This window comes from Chitinophaga sp. GbtcB8 (assembly GCF_019091455.1).
In the GTDB taxonomy this organism is placed as follows: domain Bacteria; phylum Bacteroidota; class Bacteroidia; order Chitinophagales; family Chitinophagaceae; genus Chitinophaga.
On record NZ_JAGXJN010000063.1, the window covers coordinates 1 to 22,575 of the forward strand.

Below are 22,575 nucleotides of genomic sequence, written 5' to 3' on the forward strand. Positions count from 1 at the left end.
TGACAACGCTACTTAAAGCGCCTTATAGGTGGTTCACTTTGCGCCGGAATGGTGGTTCACTTTGTCCGGAATTTACAGTAGAAGAGCTGATCCGCCTCATTAATACTGACTTGGGAAATAGGTTGAATACTGTAAGAGATGCCTTCCCGTTCAGTTGCTTCACCGGATTTGCCTATGAAGATGCAAAGCAGCTTGTAACTGGCGACCTGTTTATGGGCATTGACGGCAAATTATGGGTTAAAACAGGCAGGATAAAAACAGATGTACGAGAATCCGTACCTCTACTGCCTATTGCATTGCTGATCCTGGAAAAATATAAGGGCCATCCTTGCCGAATTAGGGAGGGTAAATTGGTTCCTATTTATTCCAACCAGTATTATAACCGCTGCTTAAAGGAAATCGCTGAAAAATGCAATATTCGTGCCGACCTCACGACCCATTATGCCCGCCATACTTTTGCAACAACCATCACACTGGAAAATGAAGTGCCGTTAGTTACGGTTGCCAAAATGTTGGGCTTAAAGAGTGTTCGTACCGCTGAGAAATATGCTAAAGCTACACAACGAAAAATCAGTAGAAATATGAGCAGGCTACAGCATGAACTTTTTGACGAAAAAGGCAACCTGAAAGCTGCAAGCTAATGGCTGGATGAGGTAATCTAAAGTGAATAAAAGGCGGGATATAAAACGTTCTGCTTTGTTTTACCCTTAAATGCCAAAATTTGCTTTTTTCAAAGCTCACTAAGTGTCGCTGGGACTCAGTACAGGCGCACTAGCCCAAATCGCATTGTCTTTTCCATCTTTCCATTTATCAAGTCCAATTAGTCACTCAGTATAATTGGCAACTGTTAAAAGTAAATAAAAGAACTTCCTCGCATGCACAGATTACACAAGTTAGCCAAACCATATAAAATTAATCCGCCAATCTTCCATCTGTTGTTCCTTCTATTGGCTGTGAGCCGGCATTTTTTTGTTTTATCTGGGACATTATATCGTAGTAAAGGGCCTTGTAACTCACGCTTCCTTTACCCTTCCAATTTAATTCAAGACTAAATTGTTCATCCCATAATTCAAGACCAACACATGCGAAGGCCCACGCATGGCTATCATCCGAAATGGCTAACCTTTCTAACGCATTAGTTAATCGCTCTTCAGCATTTGGATGTTTCCTGCCAGTTGTCGTTGCGCTGAAAAAAAACATTGATACAACGCCCAATACCACTCCTATATCTATTACAAACCTATTACTTGGAGAAGTGCCTTTCAATAATAGGTCTATTGCTTCATTATCTGCTTCAACCTCCATATCCTTAAAGCAATCATCGCATGAAGATTCGGGCAGGTTGTCAAGATGTTTTTTTGCGTGTATATATTCATGGCAAAGTATAAACTTCATTCCCTCTGTGAAAAACACATTTGTTTGTTCTATGTAATCTCTATTTGAAGCATTATATCTTTCTGGGTTAGGCATTTCGTCCTTATTCCATTCACTATACATTACAATCAAGCTTTTTGCATACGCAAAAAGATCCTTTGCCTGTAGTATTTTATCTTGGGATATTTTATACTTCTCGAAACCAGCAATTTCATTCATTTTGGGATAATCAATTGTCTCCAAAAAGAGAGCATATATAGCATAGGTGATAGACCACTGGTAGGAATAAAATGACTCATGCAGCTGAATACTCCTGGACGCAATTGTTATTTTCGGTGTTCGATAGTCTCCTTTATCAGTTTGCAAAGGAACTTCACCAACCCCATAGTCAATTTCATTATCCAACTTCCCGCTTTCAATTAGATTTACGATTTCTTCGAAAAAATTTACATGCGTGTTCCGAAAAAAATGAAGTACGATCTGTGTTAAGACTCTTGCAGGCTGAGTGCCGATGAACTGAACAATATTACCATGATCAATAATTCCCTCCGTCTGTATTAACCAGCTTGCCATTGAACTAAATAATTAGATGATTTAGAAACGAGCTTTGGGAATATTCGCTTTTTCATACAAGGGACACCCCAATTCTCACACAAACTAATGATCTCAAAACAAACAACCAAATGTATAACGACGCAGTTTTTTTTAGGCCAGAATAGGGAGTAGCATTCCAAGGCCAATATCATATAAAGACCAGGATAATTAATTTCTGGTTTTTTTACGCCCATTGTTCGCTCGTTGCCGAAATATCGTTCATCACAAAGCAAGGTGGCTCGCAGATCCACACTCCCCGAAGAAATCATGTTTGGATATCCAGCTGCCTGGATATGTAATTTCTATCCATTGTGTACCATTTGTGCAATGCCATCGTCATTGCTTCCGCATCTTTTTTATTCAAAGAGCCAGTATGCTTTTTTGTTCCGTTTCAAGAGCAAAGGTATGATCGTGTTCTTAACGCAGCCACAAGGTCATGCAAGTTTGGAAAAAAATCTCCACCCCTTGGGTAGTATTTTTTCCCCAAACCTTGTGGCTGCTAAACACTAATCTTTTGTACTCGTGGAACGAAACAAAGCATACTCCGGCACTTTAAACGAATAAAAAAAAATGTCAGACATGAAGATCAACAGCATTGGAAATGGCAAAAAAATGAAACGAAACAGCACCTCCTCTCATTGCCGAATAAGTCAAAAAAATCAAAGGCTACTGCAAAACCCGGAAACATCGAGGCGGCGCAGCTTCAGAACGTAGCAGAAGCCCTGCCTTTTTAACCTCAACCCCTCAATCATTTTTCAAATATTTAAAATTTAAACAACATGGGACACAATCTCAATTTCAACAAGCAGACAGGACGATATTCATTCTTCAGCGTACAACAAAAAGCATGGCACGGTGTGGGACAAATCGTTGAGCAATTCCCAACAAGTGAAGAAGCAATAAAATACTCAGGACTTAATTACGCAGTCATCAAAACCCCACTGTATACAAAGGGATCAGGAATTATACATACAGCAGAAAATATTGAAATAAGGGATGCCGAAATTGAAGTGCCTGACTACTTTGCTAATACTCGTAGTGACAACAATACTGTATTAGGCATAGTAGGTAAAGACTACCACATTGTCCAAAACCGTGAAGCCTTTGCTTTTTTTGATGCTATTGTAGGTGGTGGCGATGGCATCTTATATGAAACAGCGGGGGCTTTAGGCAACGGTGAACGCATATTCATAACTGCGAAATTGCCGGACTATATACGCGTAGGAAACGGCGATGATGTAACAGAGAAGTATATCTTCCTTACTACATCGCATGACGGCAGCGGAAGCATTACAGCGGCTTTTACGCCCATAAGAATTGTTTGTCAGAACACCCTTAATGCCTCCCTTCGTAATATGTCAAATGTTGTCCGCATCAAACACACAGCTGGAGCAAAACAACGTTTGGAGGATGCCCGTAAGGTTATGGGATTGGCAAACATGCTTAGCAAACAATTGGAAGGGATATTCAACGCATGGTCTAAGGTTAGTGTAACAGATCATGAAGTGAAGAAGCTGATACAACTGGCTTTGTGCCCAAACAAAGAAACATTGGATTTGCTTAAAAAAGGCGCAGATGATGAACTTTCCACAGTTTATAAAAACACGGTAGATGACGCCTTTCTCTATGCGATGATGAGTGACACGCAACAGATGGAAACCACTAAAGGCACATTGTTCGGAGCATACAATGCGGTGACAGGTTACTACCAGAACCTTCGTAGCTATAAAAACGGGGAAGCAAAACTACAATCAATTGTAATGGGTGGAACAGCACAGGCGAAAACGCAGAGAGCATTTGAATTGTGTGCAGATTTTGCCAGGAGTGGGGCCGATGCATTGCTGATGAATTAAACTTTTTCTGCTGCGGGGAAGCCTTCCCCGCAGCAAATCAAACAATAAAAAAGTCAAAGCCATGAAACAGACTGACAACAATATGCTATTCGATACTAACGAAAAGAAGTTAAAGTTCGTAAGAAAGAGAAATAATATCGTAATGTTTAAAGAGCCTTTTTACCCGTGGGGAACAGCCCATGAAAGCAGGCAGCAAGTTTTGGTAGCAGGCATAAGGAAGTGCAAAGACGCTATAAAAATCGTTGGACAATTCTATGATAGTAATTGGTACGACAGCATCGAGGCGCTATTAGATGCTATTGATTGGGATTGGATGGAAGCGGCACAGCGTTAAATACAGCATAGCTAGAAAAAGTAATCACACTACAAAAACAACTATATGGAAACTAATTTTTTTCAGCAGATAGCAGACCTTAACATCACGGGAAACCTAGTCCTAACAGTAGCAAAGGGAGCAGACAACAATTATCTGGTATCCATGATACTTGAAAACGAGCAATGCGGGGATAATGCCAAGCACCTCATCCCCCGCCTTAATCTAAGGGGAACAGCCCAAGAAATTGATGGTGGCTTTTTTGACGAAATATCCAAGCCGTTACAAACCGCTTCAGGCCTAATGGTGAATATGGAAGCCTATTTAAAGCAAGTGGAGGAAGCAAAAAAACACTCGGCAATGGAGAAGGACAAAGCCGACAAAGTAAAAAAGGAGAAGGAAGAAAAAGATAAGAAGTTTAACGAAGCCATGAAAAAGGTAGACGAACTGGAGAAGGAAGGCAAGTACAGGGAGGCGTGGGTGAAAGTACCTGCCCCCGAACAATTCCCTGCACAGGCAGATGAGATACGAAAAAGAAAAACTTCCTTATCATCCAAGTTTGCTCCTGACCTATTTGGCGCACCTGTTACCGCAACAAAAACAACAGAGCCATCGGAAGAAAACAACCTATTTGATGAACGCTCAAATGACCAAGAGGACGGCAGCGAAACAGAATAATTCACCAATATTAAAAAAATAAGATCATGTTATTACCAACAGCACTGGAACGAGTATTCATATTTACTGATAAGGGACAGCAAATAAGACTGACAGACCCTGAACCAAAATGGAGCGTGGAAACGGTACTGAACTTTTATGCGAACACCTATCCTATTCTAACGACCGCAAAAGTATCAGCCCCTGTTATCAGAGATGATACTTTACAGTACAGGTTCGAGAGTGTAATGGGAACAAAAGGATAACCTAAAATCAAAAGCAATGGAATATGCAACAGCAAATCATATGGGGAACAATCACCATCCCCGAAAAACAGCAGCAAAGAAAACTTCACAAAGAATTGGGCTTGTTTTGCCAATGGATGCAACGCCGAAAGGACGCAAACGAAATCAGCAGGGACAAGCCGAAATGCGTACCGATCCCTATGCTGCCAATGATTTTCTAAGAACATCGTTTCTGCCTAAGCTAAAAGAGAACAAGGAAATACAACATCCGAACAAAAATGAAAAAACGGAAAGGGATTTTTACCAGTCCCTTTCCCAACTGGCCGAGCATTTCTGTATTGAACCAATACCCACACGGTCTTATAGCTTCCCCTACAATGTTTGCCTGTCTTTATGGGATACACAGAGAAAGCTGAAAGAAAAATGCAAACATTGGGACGACCTGCGTTTGGTACAGGATGGAAAGAAAACATATTTGACCAGCGAGGAAAGATACCGTACAGGGGCAACACTTTACTACGTCCCGGTTGCCCCGCTCTACAGGATCATTAAAGACCCGCAGCGCAAAGAAACCGGACACCTGCTTTTATCAGTGTGTAGCTACCTGTACCATATTGCTGACATCCCGTACTTCAGACAGGAAGACAGCTACCTGTACTGGCAGTATGTAATGCTTAGGGAATGGGTGGAAATGGATGAAGAATCAGACAGTACGGAAACATATTTAAAGGAGCTGCACCAATCAGAATGGATCGGAGGCCGGATGGAGCAAAAGGTTTCCAACCGCAACAATTTAACCTTCTTCAAGGAGCGTATCAACGGTTTTAAAAGCAGGGATGAATATGACCGCCAGTGTTGCCAGTTGGCCAAAGACACCTTATCCCTGTACATGCATTATCCTAATGAGAAGATATTCCGCAATGCGGCATCTGGTGACACCGGGCAAAATGAGGATGATTACTACTCAGAAATGATCGGGATGGAGAAATACATATCTTTTGTTGGCGAGAGTAAAGGTTGGCTGTATGAAAACCTTACGGAGAATGTCAACAATGATTTTAATGAGCTTGGAGAACTGCAGGAGCCAGTCGTTACCAAGCGTTTTAATGGAAAAGCAGTAACAGGCAACCTTGACTTTGAGAACAGCCTGTTTGAAATCATAGAAGATTTATGCTATTTATTGAATAACTATAAAAGGGCAGCGCAATGAACACAGCAATGGATATAACGCGAAACTTCGGGACACTGTACCATCCAAAATCTGCACTGGTATTTTATGAAACAGGAGGGTCAAATAGCGATATGTACGTGGAGTATTTCGACATGGACAAAAATGGCAATCCTGTTAACGCCCATCCTCTGACCATAAGGGAAGCACAACGCCTGTCTAAAGCATTGCGGCTACAGGAAAAGGAAAGCCAGTCGTTTTTAAGACCGAAAGGCATTTTGCCGAATAATGTATTGCACATCAATTCAGCAGAGAATGGTAATGTTACCTGGTACACCAAACAGCAGGTACGGCAACTATACTTTTCAGAAAAACTGGGATTACCCAATGGCAACGCCTGTGTCCCCCCATTGCTTTGGCATGCCAACAGAAACGCTCTTATGGTATTTGCCCTAGCAAGCGACAGGAAACCAAGTGAAAAGACCGTATTGTATCACGCCCCGTTTTTTAATGTCTATGACAGCGGCAATGTATGTATGGGTAATGTGGATGTACAGATCAAAGCGTCGGCATCATTGGAGGAATTTATGAACGCATGGGAAACTTATTTTTTCAATAGCTATTTCAGCCACCTGATGCAGGATCACAACCCTATTAAGGGTAACTGCGTAAGCCTGTGGGGGAAACTTTTAAGGACAGGGGAACCATTCCCCAAGGATGTCTTGGTTAAGAACAACAGAACAGTTAAAAACATATTACGATGAACACTGAAAAAATAAAAGTGCATTTTACAGATAACGACTTAATTGCGCCCACAAACCCGGTTGAGGTTAACCTGATCGGTGCTGGCGGTACAGGGTCAAAAGTTCTGACAGCCCTTATTGAAATGAACCATAGCCTGATTAGTTTTCGACACGCAGGACTGCAAGTACGCTTATGGGATGATGATATTGTAACCGAACCCAATTTAGGCAGGCAGCGTTTTGCCGATTGCGAAGTAGGACTCCATAAGTCTGTCGCGCTCATAAACAGGGCTAACAGATGGTCAGGGACAAATTGGAAAGCTGAAACGGAAAGATTCCGGAAGGACGCTTTAGGAAGATTGCCAGAACACACCGATGCCAGTATTTATATCTCCTGTGTGGATGATGTGGCGGCAAGGTTCGGCATTGCGGATATCCTGAAGTGCAACCATAACCGAAGTTTTTGCAATCAACCCAAATATTGGATCGAATTTGGCAACAGCCAATACACCGGGCAGGTTATGCTCTCAACTGTTGGAAGGATACGCCAACCTAAGTCAGATAAATATGAAACCGTAGACAACCTGCCATTTGTGACCGATGAATTTGGGGAGCTGCTCAAACAGTCGGAAGCTACAGACGACACACCCAGCTGTTCGCTTGCCGAAGCATTGGAAAAGCAGGATTTATAAATCAATTCTTCACTGGTTCCGATGGGATGCTCCCTTTTGTGGGGCTTGTTCCGTAACGGATTGTCACCATACAGGGGCTTCTTTCATAACCTGAAGGATTTTACCACCCATCCCGTAAAGGTGACTTAATAGCCAGGTACGGCGGCAAAAAGAACCCCCTCCCATTGGTCGGGGATTCTTTTTGCAGGAACCGGTGCAACCCCTTTGTCAAAATGCCCTTGCACATAATCTTCCCTTCACATTTTACCAAACAGGTTGCGGCCATTTTCCGAGGGATATTCATTATCCCATCTTCGTGTCGTTGGACTTCTTTTCTTTCCACATGAGCGGCTAAAGAAAAGAAGCAAAAGAACGCCGCCTGTTAGATTTGCGTCATTACCATTCGAGTGGATACTGGATGTAATAGTCCATTCCGGATGCAACTAAACATCCGTGGTTTAACAATATTATAGGCAACTTATCCGCTTGCAGTTTCTCTACTATTCCGTAAATTTATAACAACCAATAAACATTTGAATATGGCTCCCACTTTAGTTTTAGGTGTAATATCCCTGCTATTAGGAATCGGGCTTCTATATTGGATAGGCCGAAGAAAATTTAATAGAACTACTCCCTACGGAACCCAGGGATTTTCCAGCTATAACCAACGTTTGGCCATACCCTTTATCGAGCGTATTGGTAGAATAGTAGGCAGGCTTCTGGCAATATTGGGAATTCTCTTTCTACTGGTCTACTATTGGCAAGGCAAACAAAAGGCAAAAGCTGCCGAGGGAAAAACAACTACAGAAAAACATGCACGACTTGAACACAAGCTATTCCAGGAAAGTTTTCTAACTAAAGTTTCCTCTTTAGCTTAACCTCGTCGTTGGAAGCTTTGACTTTTAAGTGCTTTTCTGCATCAACATCCCTTATACTATGTTCATTTAGCCATTGGCGGAAACGCTTTGGGTCGTCCGGAACAAACCTTATAATCTCCTGGTTTTTTAACGAGATAACAAAAGTATCCCAGGCAAATCCAAAGGCCGATAATTCCGATGCTTTTTGTTTTAGTCCAGGATAGCTGTCTTCCATTTCCATATTTCCGGTTTTAATAGTTTGTGTTACGATCCGGAAATTACAGATGCACCGGATGCCCCTGCTTGTGATGGAATGGTTTGGCGTTATCAGGCCACTGTTTGGCCTGTCGAGTAAAATAAAAACGGCTTACCTGCAGGTAAGCCGTTCGTTTGTGTTTACTAACCTAAAAAAATATCCCTAAACTTCGGAGTTATTCATAGCTGGATTTGTCTTTGTTTGAATCCATGCCTGTGATTTCTTACATTCCTCCTATTGTGTTTTAGACAGAACATGCTCACGCGACCACTCATTCCAAACTTGTTCACTGGAACTGGTCAACCTCATTTCCTGGTAATCGTGGTGATCAAGCCAATATGATTCGTACCAGAGATTTCGCTTGCCCATAGCATCCAGAAAAAGTTCCAATATGTTCATTGCTAAACCTGGATCCCCGGTATGGACGTAGATATCCGTTCCGGGCTTCAGGGGTTCATCCCATGTTGCCGCTACAGTTAATCCATTAAAATCTATGCCCTTTTCCATTATAACAAAATTATTGAAATTTCAGTAACAAACAACTGATCGAGGCGTAAGCGGTTATAGGATAAACGGCCCATCTACATGACAGGCCGTTTATCTTAAATGGTAACAATGGATCAATCACTGCTATCAAATTGAAAGCTCAGCTGCTTTTCATTTCCGAAATTGTCCGATATCCATACCTCGAAAGATTGCGATACTTCGGATTGTGAGGTATAGTACAGCCGGAATTCGGTTTGTGGCAATGGGTATAGGTCATTGGGATAATAGGCTGGCTGGTTATAATACCTTAGTATCCCTTTCCCCTCAAATTGAAAATACCTGATATAGTAACGGGCATCCTTGAAATTGCCCGACCTTTGGATAGTTAACCGGATCTCCACCGCCTGGCCGTTGGCCACCTCAGACGGGACAGGCATTACCTTTACCTCAAAAGGAAAAGTCTGTTGTATATCAAGGTCGTGCTTTTTACAGGAGCTGAACATGACGGAGCTGAATATCATCACCAAAAGCGCCCATAGTCCCGGATACTTTATTCTGTAATTATTGTTTGTTGGTTTCATCAGATTGTATTTTAAAAGTTAACCCTTAATCCAATTCCTGCAGATGGCCGGAATTGCTCCCTAGAAGTCCCCCATAAGGCTTTGACTCTACCCTGGACGAGAAAAACCAAATGATCACACAAATAAGTTTCCAAAGACAAACGCCCGCCGGCCCGTATATGAAATGCTCCTTGTTCAGGATCTTTGCCCCATCGTAGAGCATGTCTGTCCCACGGTTGATGGTTTCATAGCCAGCAACTGCTGTAACTGCCGCATTGCACGTAATGTTCTTACCATGATCTGCCAACAGCTTCAGGCTGTAACCTCCTTCAGCTGTATAGGTCTCCAGCGGTATATGTAAGTTCTTGTAGCCTGCATATTCGTGGCTATATTCCAACATCCACAACTGGTAATTGCCGTTTTTCCCGCTTACGGTGAGCCCGGCATTGAGGTAATAGTTCCCGCCCGGCTTTTTGGCTGACAAGGCACCTGCATTTATTTCCAGCCCTTTCTGCCTGGGAAGCATTCTTTGTGCCTGGGCTACCGTTATACTGATCACAGCCAGTATAACGGTACAGATATATCTTTTCATTTGTTTACTGTTGTTTTTTTAAAAAAAGTTAATTGGCTTCAGGTGCATATTACTGATCGCTCTCGCCCCTACCAGGTCGGCGTTTTCTACCTGTAAGACCTGTTGCCTGCCACCGTTCTTTTCAAAGATTTCAATCAACAGGACTTTATCATTGGAAACTGTAAACTTGTCCAGCAAGAACACGTTTTGCTTTACTGCATTACCTGCCACCTGTTCCAGCGGTTTATACAGCCGTAGGGGCATCAGCGCCCTTTCCTGTACCACGGTACGTTTAGCAACTTTTTTGTCTACGACCTTGAAATTCACAAAGTCAATATCAAATGGCACGTTGCTTTTATTTCGCAGTTCGGTATGAAAATAGAATTTACCGTCGTGGATGTAAATACCTTTAAGCGAGAACTGGATACCGTAAGATCTGGAGCTGATATGCTTTACAATTCTTTTATCCTTTTTATAAATGGTTTCCATAAGCAACCCTGCAAGCGACGGTGGAGTGTTGCCCAGTTCCTCAAACAGTACATCATTTCCACTTTGCCTGTCAGATGCTTTCTGCATCTTCTGCAGGTCATAACTCAGTATTGCAGGAAATGAGCTGTAATACACGTTAAAATTGTAGAACCTTCCATCCTCAGTGATAACGGAACAATTCGTTTCGTCCTCAAAGTCACGAACGGAAGCCTTTATACGCAGCACGTTCTCGGCATCTGCTGCTTTGCCTGCTACAAGGTATTCACTACCCAGGTCCACATAGCGGATAGCAGCTGGAAATATTACATGGGTAGTTTTGTTGTAAGTCACATCCATCAGGTAGGGATCAACTTTTCCCAAACTTAATTTGGAGGTTTCGGATGTTGCCTGCGCAAGCGAAGGCGTATAAACGCCCGCCATTAAGGTGAGCGCCATTATGATTTTAATGATTGCTTTCATTTTTTGTTTTTGTTAGAATTGAACATTTAATTTTTAGCAACAAGCCACACCTGGTGCCCTCCCTTCAGGGTTACTTTCAGGGTTCTTACTTTTTTGGAGAAATAGCCAGAGATACCTTGCACAAGGCCACGGCTCAGGTCTCCTGCCACTTGTTGGCCTGCAGAGCGGGTCATCATAACACTGCTCCCCGTAGTCTGGCTCATATTGGCGGCGATTTCAGTAAGGGCATTCATTTCAGGCGAATAGGGAACCACCAGGCCTTGCTGACCATCAAGATCGTAAATGGTAATATCCACAGGACTAATATTGCCATCGGCTTCAACAGATGTTATCTTTAGTTGCAGGCGCCCGTTCTGGAATTTGGCATTTGCTGTAAGTACCGTTCCTTCCGGGATGGTACGGCCCTGCATTCTGGCAGGCTCCAGTAAGCGTAGTTTAACACCGCTTTCCCCGGTAATAACCTGCGTTTGCTGAACGCAGGCACGGATACTGTTTTTGGGGACGATCGCTTTTTCCGTAACACCTGCAGTATAAAAGCCACGGTTCCTGGTTTCGTCCAGGCCTGCAACGAACGCACTATCTGTCGGCTCCCTGTATAATGCAGAAACCACGTTTTTACCTGCGGGTGTAAAGGCAACAAAATGCTCCTGTTGATTACCGGGAGCGCCGGCGGCTTCGGTTGTTGCGGCTTTCTGAGGTTCAGTACCATTGTTGCCTACCGGAAGGTACTTGGCAGCCATCTGGTAAGACTTTTCCATCAATGCCAGCTGGCTTTCAACATTATTTGGGGGCGGTGTATCCTTCTCTGCTAATTGTTCCTTCAGCTCATCCAGTTCTTTGCGGAGCGCTTTCGTTTCGGAATCCTCTTCCTGGTAAAAAGAGTTTATCGCCCCCTGTGCGTTGCGGTAACTATTGAGCGCAGAGTTGCCCCTGCTGTAGTTAGGTGTTGAGCCACGAACATATTCAATGTCATCTTCAGGCTCCTGCTCCTGTCCGGCCTCATTGCCCCCGGCTACGGTATCTTCATTCCAGTAATCAGATAAAGAAAGCAGGGCATTGCGTTTTTCCTGATCTTTCTGCTCCAGTGATTCCTGCTCACATGCCTTTTGTTTATCGGATTGCAAACCGGCATTGGTAGCCTGGGGCACTGCGCCATTCAATCCCGCATCTTCAGCTTTCTTTTTATCTGCCGATGGTTTAAAGATCAGGTACATACAGCCTATGAATACAACCGCCATCAATGCGAAAATCATCGGCTTTTTTACTTTTTCAAACTTGCTGCCGCCACCGTTAGAGGATACTTCCTCATCTTTGTTACGGTCGCCATCCTCTACCAGGATGCTTACTCTTTTGCTTTCATTATTTTCCATAGCATTTCTTTTTTTGAATTGTGGATGCTGTCCGGCGCAGCGCCGGATTGTTTGTTTTGAATAACCGGGTTCACTATATGCTGGATGGGCATTTCTTTGCTGGGGGCTGCTGTATCGAAGCCTACTTTCAGGAGTACCCCGATAGTTAGTAGCAGGTATCCCAAAAAGAACAGCAGCGTGTACCTGTGCTGGTTCCTTAACGGGACCGCACGCCAATGTCCATCCAGCTTTTCGGACCAGGCTTTCATGCTTATTCGTAGATTTTTCATGATACCTGTTTTATCGTTCTATTACCTCTATATCCTTGTTCTCCAACACCCGGAACCGCTCGATATTAAAACCCTGCGGGTTGTTATCAGAACGGACGGAGTTTACCAGGTAACAGGAAGTAACCAGGTTACGGCGGGTGACGTTACTGGAACGGATTATGAACTGCTTTGCATAAGTCCTCACCGCATAAGGATGGTGGTCGAAGTTGCAGACCACACTATCTACTTCAATACGCTGTTGTACATTGCCCGATATGATCCTGTTGTAATACCCTTTTTCAGATAAGTCCTTATAATAGTCAAAGGCAGATTTATCCGCGAGGTAAAATGCCCGGTTCATATTGCTCTCTATGGCATTCTTATCCGGTGCCAGCGTAAAAAAGAGTTCGTGGAAACGGCGGACATGTTCGCGGGCCTCTACCGGGCGGTTGATTGATACATCCTGGGATAGGGCCAGCATCAGGGATTTACCGTTATCCATCACATAAATTTTCTGGCGCTGCTGCTCTGCAAAGCGGTAGGAATGCCATAGGGCATATCCTACCACGCTGATGCAGAGGGCAGCAAATACAATGGCGTAAAGCCTGATCTGCCTGAAGCTGTTCTCGATATTTCTTAGCGTTTTGAATTCCATTTTTGTGATGATTAATTGTGTTATTTCAATAGCCGGCCCCCAATATTGCCGGCTGCGGCTCCGACGCCAGCGCCAGCAATATTTCCGGCCCTTCTTGCAGTCTGGCTTACATTCTTGTTGTAGTTTCCGGCACCACCTGCCTGTATGATCCAGCCCGTAACGGTGGGGATAGTCATGTACCCGATAATTCCGATGATCATAAAAATGATGTACACGGCATTGGAAGTGTCCGGGATAAAATTGGGATCGGACAGGCGCTCAATATCACTTTCCAGGATAAGGGATTGTATCTAGGCAAGCATAGAGCTGAACAGGTCTGCTACCGGTAGCCACAGGTAGATGCTGACATAACGGGTAAGCCATTGGGTTAAGGTTGACTGGAAGCCGTCCCAGACGGATATGGCAAACGCGATCGGCCCGAGTATGGACAACACAATAAGAAAGAATGTCCTGATGGTGTCTATGACTAGTGCTGCAGCCTGAAACAGCACTTCGAGCAGTTCCCGGAACCAGTCCCTTATACCCTTCTTCAGTTCATACATGCCTTTTTCCATGTACATCCCGGTCATGGTGACCAGGTCGGAAGGCGACCATCCCAATTCCTCCAGCTTTTTATCGAATTCTTCATCTGATGCCAGGTAAGCTGTTTCCGGGTTACGGAGCATTGCTTCCTTTTCCAATTGATCCTTTTGCTGTTGTAACTTGTTGAGGTCAATTACCTGGCTGTCCAGTATAGCGTGTGTGCCTTTTACTACCGGACTGAGTACCGCGTTGAGCGTGCCCAAAACGATGGTTGGAAAGAACATAATACAAATGCCCAAGGCGAAAGGACGCAGCAGGGGAAACACGTCAATGGGTTCAGCACGGCTGAGCGCCTGCCATACTTTTAAAGCGACATAAAACAACGCACCTAAACCGGCAAGTCCTTTTGCTACTGCTGCCATACTCCCGGCAAGCGGCATCATCTCATCATACAATGTGCGTAGCACTTCATGAAGATTTTCCATGCCTACCAGTATTTTTGTTCAGCAGTGCCATAGAGATCGAGCACCCTTTTGGTGTTGTTCTGCTTCTTTGCCCTGATGATGCTTACAGAAATATTTTTATTGGTGTAATAGCGCACCAGGCTGTGATAGTCCTTTACTTTTTCGTACACACCATTTATTATATCCATGCGCTCTTTGTCGTTTAGGGAGAGATCGGTAGCAGTAACGATCTGCTTTAACTCTTTCAACAGCTCTGTGCTTTCTGTCAGTAGTTTAGAATACCCGTTTGCGATGGCAGTTAATTCCTGCGGGCTGAAATTCGGGTCGGTCATCATTTTTCCGAAGTTCTTTACATACATTTCAGAAACATCGCCAACCAGCAGCACTGTTTGTTGTACCTTCCTGGCATCTTTGACCAGGTTGCTTACCGCTTTGAGTTTGTCGTAATACTCCTTCCCCTGCTCATATACCTTTTTCACCTCGTTGAAGCTTTTGATTACGTTTGATACGGTAGATGATGTCTGTACGATTTCATTGGCGCTGTTCAGTATACCTGATGCCAGGTTTGCAGGATCTGTCACAACCCATTGTGCTTTTGCAGATGGTGCAGTGGCACATACCAGGGCCACAACCATCATGAACATGATCTTTCTCATTGTCCTTTGATTTTTTGTGTGATTAATAATTGTTTTCCTTTTCCCGTCTTTGAAGTGCTATCCGCTTGATAGCCTGCTCCACATTACCGTCCAGGTCATGGGCAAGCTGCATGACCTCTAACTTTTCTGTTTCTTCAGTCGTGTAGGCGAGGTATTCTTCGAGGCTTACTTCTGTGGCGTAAACAGCGGAATGAGTGCCGCCGAGGCCAATCCAGACCTCTTTGTACAGCCGCTTCGGGTCGTTATTCATGTTGATGGAAAGGATCTGGGATTTTTCCTTTTCAGTTAAGCCGAGCATCGCCTGGATGTCGACAAACTTGATCATGTACTTGCGCTGGTCAAGCAGTATATTGCAATCGGAATTGTTAATGATACTTTCCTTAACTATGGGCGAATGGATAATATCATCTACCTCCTGGGTGACAACAATTGCCTCCCCGAAAAATTTTCTCACAGTTTTAAAGAGGTACTTGATATAATCCGCCATGCCTTCCTTTGCGATGGCTTCCCAGGCCTCTACAATGGGTATAAGCTTGCGTACGCCTTTGAGTCGCCTCATTTTGTTGATAAAAACCTCAGCCAGAATAATTGCGACGACGGGAAATAAAGTTTTATGATCTTTAATCGCGTCAATTTCAAACACAATAAACCGTTTGGAAAGAAGGTCTAACTGCTTGTCAGAATTCAGCAGGTAGTCATACTCGCCACCCCTGAAATAAGGCTCCAGTACGTTTAAGAAGTTGGCAATATCGAAGTCCTTTTCACGTACATGCTTTTCTTCCAAAACCTTTCTGTAGTCAGTTTGCACATACTCATAGAACCCGTTGAATGATGGAAGGGAATTATCCTGCTTAATCTGTTCGATATAACCGCTGACCGCGTTGGACAAGGCAACTTCCTCTGAACGGGTTGGAGGTTCATTATCCCTTTTCCAAAGGGTGACAATCAACGTCTTAATACTTTCCTTCTTTTCAATGTCGAAGACACCATCATCGGTGTAGAAAGGATTAAAGGCGATCGGGTTATCTTCCGTGTAGATAAAATACACGCCATCGGTGCCCTTTGTCTTGCCTTTGATGAGTTCACACAGGCCCTGGTAGCTATTGCCCGTATCAACAAGCAAGACATGAGCGCCCTGTTCGTAGTATTGGCGTACCATGTGGTTTGTGAAAAAAGACTTACCGCTTCCGGTCGGGCCAAGTTTGAACTTGTTCCTGTTGGTGATGATCCCGCGCATCATGGGCAGGACTGAGATATCCAGGTGGATAGGCTTTCCCGTCAGCCGGTCAGCCATCTTGATGCCGAACGGCGATGGGGAATTTTTGTAGTTGGTTTCTTCTGTAAAGAAGCACAATGCCGGTTCGATAAACGTGTAAAAGCTTTCCTCGCTAGGGAAATCACCTGCATTCCCAGGCATGCCTGCCCAGTAAACTGTCGCTACATCTGTCGTATTGTGGCGTGGCTTGCATTCCATCAGTGCCAACGCACTTCCGGTATCATTCTTTATCTGTTTTAATTCTGCTGGGTCGTCTGACCAGGCCATGATATTAAAATGGGCGCGTATGGAAGAAAGCCCGAAGGAATGGGCTTCATTCAGGTAACGTTCGATCCACTCCCTGTTGATCTGGTTGGCCCGGCTGTAACGTGCCAATGAATGCATGTTCCTTGCAGACTTTTCAAACTTGCGGAGGTTCTCTTCGCTGTTGTCCAGGAACAGGTATTGATTGTAAATATGATTACAGCTCAATAACAAACCCACCGGGGCAGCAAACGATAAACGGCAATCACTACGGTCAGTTGATAGCTTTTCAAAACGGTTATCAGCAGATACAGTTCCCGGCAGGTCATCTGTATCGGACAGCGTGTGCAGGCATAACCTGTTGTTCCCTATACCGACTTCTTCGGCGCCCAATGCAATATCCTGCATAGCTGCACCCGTGTCCCTGGAAAGAGTCAGGTATTGTTCCAGTATGCCTTGCTTGCTTTCTGTTCCGATGATTTCATCTTCATCCAGGCGCGTGAGTTTAACAAAGCCGCAATCATTGACGATCCGTTCAAACTGCGCAACGGCCTCCATAAAGCGATGAAGGTTCTCCTTGTCCCGCATTTCTTTTGGGATAAGTACACCTTTGCAAAGCGATGAGAAGTTACTCTGCATCCGCATGCGCTCTTTCGTGGGCTTTGTCAGGAACAGGTAGCAGTAGTGGTTCAGGAACGGCCGCTCATTAAAATGCCGCTGATAGGATTTTGCCAGGTAACTCAGTCCTTCCTGCGCAACATCCGGGGAATAGTTCTCCTTGATAAACCAATCCTGCTTGTGTACAACGGTATGGTCGGGCAAGGTCTTAATAGCCTTATGCCACGCGGAATGGATGGCCTCATATTCAGCAGAAGCAACGGTGAACAATTCCGGCAGCTGCACATGGAAGCAAACCGTGATATCGGCATCTTTGGAGATTATACAATTGTTTTCAACCGCCAGCAATGGAAACTTACTTTCCAGTGTAGTGGCCCTGGCTACGTTTCTCATGGGCGGATGGCTTTTGCGGTGAACCTGAGATAGTGGTGGACACGCTTGCGACAGAGGATATACTGTGGATGCCTTTTCTTTGCGCCCACTTTCATAAGCCCGTACTGGCCATATTTTTTGTTCAGCGAGAATGTCTTCCAGACCGTAATCGATGCGCAGCCACCGCCGATCACCAGGCATACATAAGAATTGGAACCAGCCATGTAGAGTACCATTACGAGGACAAGGACGGCAAGTAACCCGCCAGCGAAAATGAACAGGTATTGTGCTTTGAGCCCTTTAAACTCCACGGTTCTTCCGATGCCTTTATTGATGTTATAACTTTTCATAGGGCTTGGGTTAGAGGAAGAATGAACGTAAGATGGTAGCGGCAACAATGAGGAAGATGCAGGCACCGAACCAGCTGGCCGCTGTCTTATTGGTATCGGGGTCGCCACTACTGAATTTGTTATACACCTTAACGCCACCGATCAATCCTACGACGGCGCCGATGGCATAGATCAGCTTTGTCGCGGGATCAAAATAAGAGGTCACCATTTGGGTTGCCTCGTTGATGCCTGCAGAGCCGTTGCCTTGTGCAAAGGCTCCCATAGCGGACAACAATACCACAGCCGTCAGCAGCACTTTTTTTCTTTGTTTCTCCATGTTTTAAACACATTTTATTGTTACGTAATTCCCGACTGGTGCGGGGTTTCGCAGCAAATGTGTCATGGAAAAGGAGGTGTTGTGTTGAAGTGGCTTGCAGGGGAATTACTTGGCTTGGTATGGCCTAGATGAAGTCCACCTCTTTGTTCCCCGGAGGATCTTCGATTTATTCCACATAAATTTATCCTATCACACTTGAGGGTTACGGCTTGCCATGTGCTGGATATTCTCCTATTTTACTTAAATTTGAATGAATTAGACATGTTTAAAATGTAAAAGTGCATCTGATGTATAGACTGAAAATATCAGAAGCGATAGTTCATTCTGGAGAGAGATTGAGTTGCTTCGAATCGGATAGGGCATCAGATTAAAGACGAAGAAGCTAGTTAGCAAGCCAAATTGAAATGCACCTATTTAAAACGATCTTATTCTTTTAAATTGCCATTCGCATGATAAACATCGTCGAACTATTTATCGCGCCATAGCTATTGGCTTTAAATTCTCCATAGCTGTACACTATTGAAGGAATAGGACAAAAGTAAAATTGAGTAGTATTATGACAAGCAATAAAGGTTCTTTTTGGAATAAATGGGATTTGCACGTACATAGCCCCTATACAAATATGAATAATAGATACAACTGCGGTGTCGATTTATTTTGTAAAACAGTTAAGGAAAAAGAATTGAAAGTCATCGGCTTGACCAATTATTTCATAATTCAGGAACATGAATACAATGAAATTACCGCAGGGTTGGGAAGCGATGTATTTGTAATTCCAAATGTTGAATTTAGAACCAACGACACGAACGGCAGTGGAGAATATATAAATATTCATGTATTATTTAACCCGGAAACCATTTCAATTAAGGCGATAAATGAAACACTAGCGAGAATTGAGCTAAACAACATCGCATCCACCACATCAGTGTATTGTAGCTTTGATAGTATAGCTATTATAGGATTTGATAAGGTTACGATTTCTGCTGATGCTTTAATAGCGCAGTTAAAAAAAGATTTTAATAGCACTGACTATTTGATTGTCGGCGTTCCTAATGGTTACGGAGGCTTTCATCCGAGCAGTAAGCCAAGAAGCATTGAATTGGCTAAGAAGTTAGACGAACTTTCAAACATAATGTTTGGTCGAAGAGAGGACACAGAGTTTTTTTTGAGTCTGGATAACGAGAGAGCCAGGTTAGGATTTAAGCCAAAGCCTAATATTGTATGTAGCGACGCCCATTGTATTGGTGATATCGGAAGTAAAACAACCTGGATTAAAAGTCAACCGGTATTTGAAGGTTTAAAGCAGATCATGTTTGAGCCAAAGTATAGGATTGATTGCAATGATAATATAAAAAAACCCCACAGGACTATTGAGAGCATCAAATTTGATTTCCCTGAAAATACGGTGTTGAAGAATTTGCAAACAAATTCGGAGCAACCTTTTTGTTTATCAGAGTTGAAAAATGAAATTGCCTTTAGTCCATATTTTACGTGCATCATTGGTGGTAGAGGTTCAGGAAAGAGCACTATAATAAATCTAATAGCTCAGCAATTGGGTGAACAGTTAGATTTCTTTAAAGAAAATAGAATAATGGTTCAAGGAAAAGATATCCTTAAGACTGACAATGAGGGATACATTACGATTACCGGGACAAATGAAATAGAGTTTATTAGCCAAGGCAAAGTTGAAGAACTTTCTTCCGGCAATAGACTGACCGATTTGATTTTTAATGAGCGAATAAAAGCGGTGGGTAATGAATACAATGAAAAAGAAAGATTACTCAATTCAAAATTGTTAGTAATTGATGAGAAAATCAAGGCTATTGCAGATCTTGAAGTTTTTAAAAACAATTTATCGGAGAAAAAGACTTCTTTAGAAAACGACAGGAAAATAGTTGCTTCAATAGAAAACCAAGAGTATAAAGATCTATCAGACAAGGTCAATGAAGTTACAGCAGAAATTGGAAACATAGACCATAGCATAAATCAATATAAAGAATTTTTTGGAACACTAACTGACCTATGCTTATCCGTTGATATGGAAAACAACTCTGATGAATATGGCCGTCGATTAATTGAAATTGTAAATCATATTAACGCTATAGATGAAATCACAAGGTTCAAGGACGACCGAGGAGTAACTTACATAACACGATATAAGACCTTTCCAGAAACTGATAAACTTTTACAAGATAAGAATATAGAATTAGCATCTCTTAAACAACAGATAGTTGATTATTTTACATCGATAGGTAGTACCCCCGATATTATCGCAGATGTTGATAGGGCGACGTCAAATATTGCAACAGTAAATAAAGAAATTGAAGAGCTGAACAAAAAAATACAGCTTAAAGCGCAGCAAATAAAGATGCTTAGTGAACAGGTATCCGACTTGAAAGGAATTGCGAAAGAATGTGAACAAATTATCACCCTACGTTTAGAAGCAATCAACAAGGGTTTGGATATAAGTAATGACAACGTGGAGAAAACTAGCTTTAAGTACAAATTCTTTTGGGATAGGTATAAAAGCAAATTATATCAAACATTTCGGGACTATTTCCAGCGTTATCATAAATCTGGATTGTCTTGGGACAATATTTTCTCGTGCTTAGACCAAATAAAACCTGATGAAAGTTTTTTGGATTTCACCTATGAGCAGTTTATGGAGCAGGTTGAGCGAAAGTTAAGTGACAAAAACTTGCTTTATGTAAAGGTATTCTACGAGATTTTTGAAAGTAAATTCAACTTCGATATCTATAAATCAATGGTAGAAAAGAATATCTACAATACATCTGAGAATGTTCAAATCTTAGGTTTTTACGGAAGCACTCCGCTTACGTCGTGCTCTTTTGGGCAAAGATGTACAGCTGTCGTAGTTACTTTATTAATGACTGGGGTAAAACCGTTGTTAATTGATGAACCGGAAGCACATTTGGATAATAGATTAATTGCTGAATACCTAGTTGATCTAATTAAGGATAAGAAAATTGAAAGGCAAATTATTTTTGCAACCCATAATGCAAACTTTGTTATTAATGGGGATGCCGAACTCATTCACATATTAGAAATTCCTAAAGAGAAAGTATATACGGAAATTTTGTCGACAACAATAGAGGATCTATCTAACAGGAAAAATCTTTTGAGACTCGAAGGAGGAGAAGAAGCATTCAAGAAGCGTGATAGAAAATTGCTTTCAGGATTTGTTTCGCAAAACGAGACTGTTAATTTAACTGTGTAAGGTTCCGTGTTTAGATAACAGTGCAAAGGTCAAAGTTTAAGATTACAACGCTGTTCACCAAAAAGATTGATAAACTGTAAGAGCATAATGGGCCAGTCTCGCTGAGGCATGGTCCATTTCTTTTGGGCCTGCATCAGGCTCAGATATACCACTTTTTCAACTGCCTGGTCATTGGGAAGCATGGTTCTGGCTTTGGTATATTTACGGATCCCCCGGTTGATATTCTCAATCAGATTGGTGGTATAAATGATCCTTCGGATCTGCAGCGGGAACTCGAAGAAGGTAGATAACTTATCCCAGTTGGCCTTCCAGGATTTGATAATGTAAGGATATTTGGCACCCCATTGTTCGTCAAAATGCTGGAGCTGGGCCAGCGCCAGGTCTGCATCTGGTGCACTGTAAATCTGCCGCAGGGATATGGCTGCTTGTTTTTTATCCTTCCATACCACAAATTTGAGTGAGTTGCGCAGCTGGTGCACGATGCATATCTGGGTTTTAGCTTCAGGATATACTGATTTAATAGCCTCTACAAAGCCTTTTAGATTATCGGTACTGGTAATGAGAATATCCTCCACACCACGGGATTTTAGGTTCGTTAATACTCCCATCCAGAAAGCGGCACTTTCATTCTGGCAAATCCACATACCTAAGACTTCCTTGTAGCCGCTATTGTTAAGCCCTACAGCTATTTGAACTGCCCTATCTACTACCTTACCTTCATGACGAACCTTAAACACAATAGCATCCATCCAGACAACCATGTATACCCGGTCCAGCCGACGGTTCTTCCATTGCTCTATATGGTCTATAATCCGGTCTGTAATATGAGAGATTGTTGCTTCACTCATCTCTACTCCGTAAAGTTCCCGTACATGTATCCCTCCGAGCAAGTGCATGTTTTCCGTTAACTGTCGAACAGATAATTTTGGCATCTAATGAATTTAGCAATGT

Annotated in this window: 23 protein-coding genes and 2 pseudogenes; 10 read left to right on the top strand and 15 right to left on the bottom strand. The window is 42.9% G+C overall.

What is annotated here, in order from left to right:
• Window positions 1-641, top strand: a 641-nt coding sequence (locus KVT36_RS30490; RefSeq protein WP_217607208.1) for a site-specific integrase, incomplete at its 5' end; no start/stop codon positions are given.
• 271 nt (window positions 642-912) lie between these two features.
• On the opposite strand, the gene KVT36_RS30495 is transcribed toward KVT36_RS30490, so the two are convergent.
• Window positions 913-1,947: a hypothetical protein gene (locus KVT36_RS30495; protein ID WP_217607209.1), complete on the bottom strand. Its 1,035-nt coding sequence runs from the start codon at window positions 1,945-1,947 to the stop codon at window positions 913-915.
• Between the two features lie 800 nt (window positions 1,948-2,747).
• Here KVT36_RS30495 and KVT36_RS30500 point away from each other — a divergent pair.
• From KVT36_RS30500 to KVT36_RS30535, 8 genes are all read left to right on the top strand, one after another.
• Window positions 2,748-3,821, top strand: coding sequence for a DUF932 domain-containing protein (locus tag KVT36_RS30500; RefSeq protein WP_217607210.1), 1,074 nt, complete (start codon window positions 2,748-2,750; stop codon window positions 3,819-3,821).
• Window positions 3,822-3,882: 61 nt separating this feature from the next.
• Complete coding sequence (locus tag KVT36_RS30505; RefSeq protein WP_217607211.1) at window positions 3,883-4,155, top strand: hypothetical protein; 273 nt, start codon at window positions 3,883-3,885, stop codon at window positions 4,153-4,155.
• 45 nt (window positions 4,156-4,200) lie between these two features.
• Complete coding sequence (locus tag KVT36_RS30510; protein WP_217607212.1) at window positions 4,201-4,812, top strand: prtrc system protein e; 612 nt, start codon at window positions 4,201-4,203, stop codon at window positions 4,810-4,812.
• A gap of 26 nt (window positions 4,813-4,838) precedes the next feature.
• Window positions 4,839-5,057 (top strand): PRTRC system protein C, encoded by a 219-nt coding sequence (locus tag KVT36_RS30515; protein WP_217607213.1) that lies wholly within the window; start codon window positions 4,839-4,841, stop codon window positions 5,055-5,057.
• A gap of 16 nt (window positions 5,058-5,073) precedes the next feature.
• A complete protein-coding gene (locus KVT36_RS30520) occupies window positions 5,074-6,246 on the top strand; it encodes a hypothetical protein (RefSeq protein ID WP_217607214.1) in 1,173 nt (390 codons plus the stop codon).
• Window positions 6,243-6,968 carry a prokaryotic E2 ligase family D protein gene (locus KVT36_RS30525; RefSeq protein ID WP_217607215.1) on the top strand — a complete coding sequence of 242 codons (726 nt, stop codon included), beginning with the start codon at window positions 6,243-6,245 and terminating at the stop codon, window positions 6,966-6,968. Before KVT36_RS30520 ends, KVT36_RS30525 begins: the two co-directional genes overlap by 4 nt.
• The gene (locus tag KVT36_RS30530; protein ID WP_254640270.1) at window positions 6,965-7,639 is read left to right on the top strand and encodes a PRTRC system ThiF family protein; all 675 of its coding nucleotides are present in this window, start codon (window positions 6,965-6,967) and stop codon (window positions 7,637-7,639) included. The genes KVT36_RS30525 and KVT36_RS30530 overlap by 4 nt, the downstream gene beginning before the upstream one ends.
• Window positions 7,640-8,157: 518 nt before the next feature.
• Entirely contained in the window at window positions 8,158-8,496 is a 339-nt protein-coding gene (locus KVT36_RS30535; RefSeq protein WP_217607216.1) for a molybdenum ABC transporter permease, read from the top strand.
• Here KVT36_RS30535 and KVT36_RS30540 read toward each other — a convergent pair.
• The 13 genes and pseudogenes from KVT36_RS30540 to KVT36_RS30600 all read right to left on the bottom strand — a co-directional run bounded on the left by KVT36_RS30540 (window position 8,474) and on the right by KVT36_RS30600 (window position 18,386).
• Window positions 8,474-8,716 carry a hypothetical protein gene (locus KVT36_RS30540; protein WP_217607217.1) on the bottom strand — a complete coding sequence of 81 codons (243 nt, stop codon included), beginning with the start codon at window positions 8,714-8,716 and terminating at the stop codon, window positions 8,474-8,476. The genes KVT36_RS30535 and KVT36_RS30540 overlap by 23 nt on opposite strands.
• Window positions 8,717-8,965: 249 nt before the next feature.
• Entirely contained in the window at window positions 8,966-9,238 is a 273-nt protein-coding gene (locus tag KVT36_RS30545; RefSeq protein ID WP_217607218.1) for a hypothetical protein, read from the bottom strand.
• A gap of 113 nt (window positions 9,239-9,351) precedes the next feature.
• A complete protein-coding gene (locus KVT36_RS30550) occupies window positions 9,352-9,798 on the bottom strand; it encodes a DUF3872 domain-containing protein (protein ID WP_217607219.1) in 447 nt (148 codons plus the stop codon).
• 11 nt (window positions 9,799-9,809) lie between these two features.
• A pseudogene (locus tag KVT36_RS33320) lies at window positions 9,810-10,369 on the bottom strand (conjugal transfer protein TraO).
• An 18-nt stretch (window positions 10,370-10,387) separates the two neighbouring features.
• The gene (gene traN / locus KVT36_RS30560) at window positions 10,388-11,296 is read right to left on the bottom strand and encodes a conjugative transposon protein TraN (RefSeq protein ID WP_217607220.1); all 909 of its coding nucleotides are present in this window, start codon (window positions 11,294-11,296) and stop codon (window positions 10,388-10,390) included.
• Window positions 11,297-11,322: 26 nt separating this feature from the next.
• Window positions 11,323-12,666, bottom strand: coding sequence for a conjugative transposon protein TraM (traM, locus tag KVT36_RS30565; protein ID WP_217607221.1), 1,344 nt, complete (start codon window positions 12,664-12,666; stop codon window positions 11,323-11,325).
• Window positions 12,639-12,935, bottom strand: a complete 297-nt coding sequence (locus KVT36_RS30570) for a nitrogen regulatory IIA protein (RefSeq protein WP_217607222.1) — start codon at window positions 12,933-12,935, stop codon at window positions 12,639-12,641. Before KVT36_RS30570 ends, traM begins: the two co-directional genes overlap by 28 nt.
• Window positions 12,936-12,945: 10 nt before the next feature.
• On the bottom strand, window positions 12,946-13,569 hold the full coding sequence (gene traK / locus KVT36_RS30575; protein ID WP_217607223.1) for a conjugative transposon protein TraK: 624 nt from the start codon (window positions 13,567-13,569) through the stop codon (window positions 12,946-12,948).
• Window positions 13,570-13,589: 20 nt separating this feature from the next.
• Window positions 13,590-14,576 (bottom strand): annotated as a pseudogene (gene traJ, locus KVT36_RS30580) (conjugative transposon protein TraJ).
• Between the two features lie 2 nt (window positions 14,577-14,578).
• A complete protein-coding gene (locus tag KVT36_RS30585) occupies window positions 14,579-15,211 on the bottom strand; it encodes a DUF4141 domain-containing protein (protein WP_217607224.1) in 633 nt (210 codons plus the stop codon).
• 22 nt (window positions 15,212-15,233) lie between these two features.
• Window positions 15,234-17,741: a TraG family conjugative transposon ATPase gene (locus KVT36_RS30590; protein WP_217607225.1), complete on the bottom strand. Its 2,508-nt coding sequence runs from the start codon at window positions 17,739-17,741 to the stop codon at window positions 15,234-15,236.
• A complete protein-coding gene (locus KVT36_RS30595; protein ID WP_217607226.1) occupies window positions 17,738-18,070 on the bottom strand; it encodes a DUF4133 domain-containing protein in 333 nt (110 codons plus the stop codon). The genes KVT36_RS30590 and KVT36_RS30595 overlap by 4 nt, the downstream gene beginning before the upstream one ends.
• Window positions 18,071-18,080: 10 nt before the next feature.
• Entirely contained in the window at window positions 18,081-18,386 is a 306-nt protein-coding gene (locus KVT36_RS30600) for a DUF4134 domain-containing protein (protein WP_217607227.1), read from the bottom strand.
• Between the two features lie 556 nt (window positions 18,387-18,942).
• Between KVT36_RS30600 and KVT36_RS30605 the strand changes: the two genes are divergently transcribed.
• Window positions 18,943-21,624 (top strand): TrlF family AAA-like ATPase, encoded by a 2,682-nt coding sequence (locus KVT36_RS30605; RefSeq protein ID WP_217607228.1) that lies wholly within the window; start codon window positions 18,943-18,945, stop codon window positions 21,622-21,624.
• 29 nt (window positions 21,625-21,653) lie between these two features.
• On the opposite strand, the gene KVT36_RS30610 is transcribed toward KVT36_RS30605, so the two are convergent.
• Complete coding sequence (locus KVT36_RS30610) at window positions 21,654-22,556, bottom strand: IS256 family transposase (RefSeq protein WP_217607229.1); 903 nt, start codon at window positions 22,554-22,556, stop codon at window positions 21,654-21,656.
• Window positions 22,557-22,575: the final 19 nt, after the last annotated feature.

What these genes read in the sequence shown, in the direction of transcription:
- KVT36_RS30505 (WP_217607211.1), top strand. Translation starts at nt 3,883, where the DNA reads ATGAAACAGACTGACAACAATATGCTATTCGATACTAACGAAAAGAAG.
- traN (WP_217607220.1), bottom strand. Translation starts at nt 11,296, where the DNA reads ATGAAAGCAATCATTAAAATCATAATGGCGCTCACCTTAATGGCGGGC.
- KVT36_RS30605 (WP_217607228.1), top strand. Translation starts at nt 18,943, where the DNA reads ATGACAAGCAATAAAGGTTCTTTTTGGAATAAATGGGATTTGCACGTA.
- KVT36_RS30595 (WP_217607226.1), bottom strand. Translation starts at nt 18,070, where the DNA reads ATGAAAAGTTATAACATCAATAAAGGCATCGGAAGAACCGTGGAGTTT.
- KVT36_RS30525 (WP_217607215.1), top strand. Translation starts at nt 6,243, where the DNA reads ATGAACACAGCAATGGATATAACGCGAAACTTCGGGACACTGTACCAT.
- KVT36_RS30515 (WP_217607213.1), top strand. Translation starts at nt 4,839, where the DNA reads ATGTTATTACCAACAGCACTGGAACGAGTATTCATATTTACTGATAAG.
- traK (WP_217607223.1), bottom strand. Translation starts at nt 13,569, where the DNA reads ATGGAATTCAAAACGCTAAGAAATATCGAGAACAGCTTCAGGCAGATC.
- KVT36_RS30545 (WP_217607218.1), bottom strand. Translation starts at nt 9,238, where the DNA reads ATGGAAAAGGGCATAGATTTTAATGGATTAACTGTAGCGGCAACATGG.
- KVT36_RS30540 (WP_217607217.1), bottom strand. Translation starts at nt 8,716, where the DNA reads ATGGAAATGGAAGACAGCTATCCTGGACTAAAACAAAAAGCATCGGAA.
- KVT36_RS30550 (WP_217607219.1), bottom strand. Translation starts at nt 9,798, where the DNA reads ATGAAACCAACAAACAATAATTACAGAATAAAGTATCCGGGACTATGG.
- KVT36_RS30570 (WP_217607222.1), bottom strand. Translation starts at nt 12,935, where the DNA reads ATGAAAAATCTACGAATAAGCATGAAAGCCTGGTCCGAAAAGCTGGAT.
- KVT36_RS30520 (WP_217607214.1), top strand. Translation starts at nt 5,074, where the DNA reads ATGGAATATGCAACAGCAAATCATATGGGGAACAATCACCATCCCCGA.
- KVT36_RS30600 (WP_217607227.1), bottom strand. Translation starts at nt 18,386, where the DNA reads ATGGAGAAACAAAGAAAAAAAGTGCTGCTGACGGCTGTGGTATTGTTG.
- KVT36_RS30530 (WP_254640270.1), top strand. Translation starts at nt 6,965, where the DNA reads ATGAACACTGAAAAAATAAAAGTGCATTTTACAGATAACGACTTAATT.
- KVT36_RS30585 (WP_217607224.1), bottom strand. Translation starts at nt 15,211, where the DNA reads ATGAGAAAGATCATGTTCATGATGGTTGTGGCCCTGGTATGTGCCACT.
- KVT36_RS30495 (WP_217607209.1), bottom strand. Translation starts at nt 1,947, where the DNA reads ATGGCAAGCTGGTTAATACAGACGGAGGGAATTATTGATCATGGTAAT.
- traM (WP_217607221.1), bottom strand. Translation starts at nt 12,666, where the DNA reads ATGGAAAATAATGAAAGCAAAAGAGTAAGCATCCTGGTAGAGGATGGC.
- KVT36_RS30590 (WP_217607225.1), bottom strand. Translation starts at nt 17,741, where the DNA reads ATGAGAAACGTAGCCAGGGCCACTACACTGGAAAGTAAGTTTCCATTG.
- KVT36_RS30510 (WP_217607212.1), top strand. Translation starts at nt 4,201, where the DNA reads ATGGAAACTAATTTTTTTCAGCAGATAGCAGACCTTAACATCACGGGA.
- KVT36_RS30500 (WP_217607210.1), top strand. Translation starts at nt 2,748, where the DNA reads ATGGGACACAATCTCAATTTCAACAAGCAGACAGGACGATATTCATTC.
- KVT36_RS30610 (WP_217607229.1), bottom strand. Translation starts at nt 22,556, where the DNA reads ATGCCAAAATTATCTGTTCGACAGTTAACGGAAAACATGCACTTGCTC.
- KVT36_RS30535 (WP_217607216.1), top strand. Translation starts at nt 8,158, where the DNA reads ATGGCTCCCACTTTAGTTTTAGGTGTAATATCCCTGCTATTAGGAATC.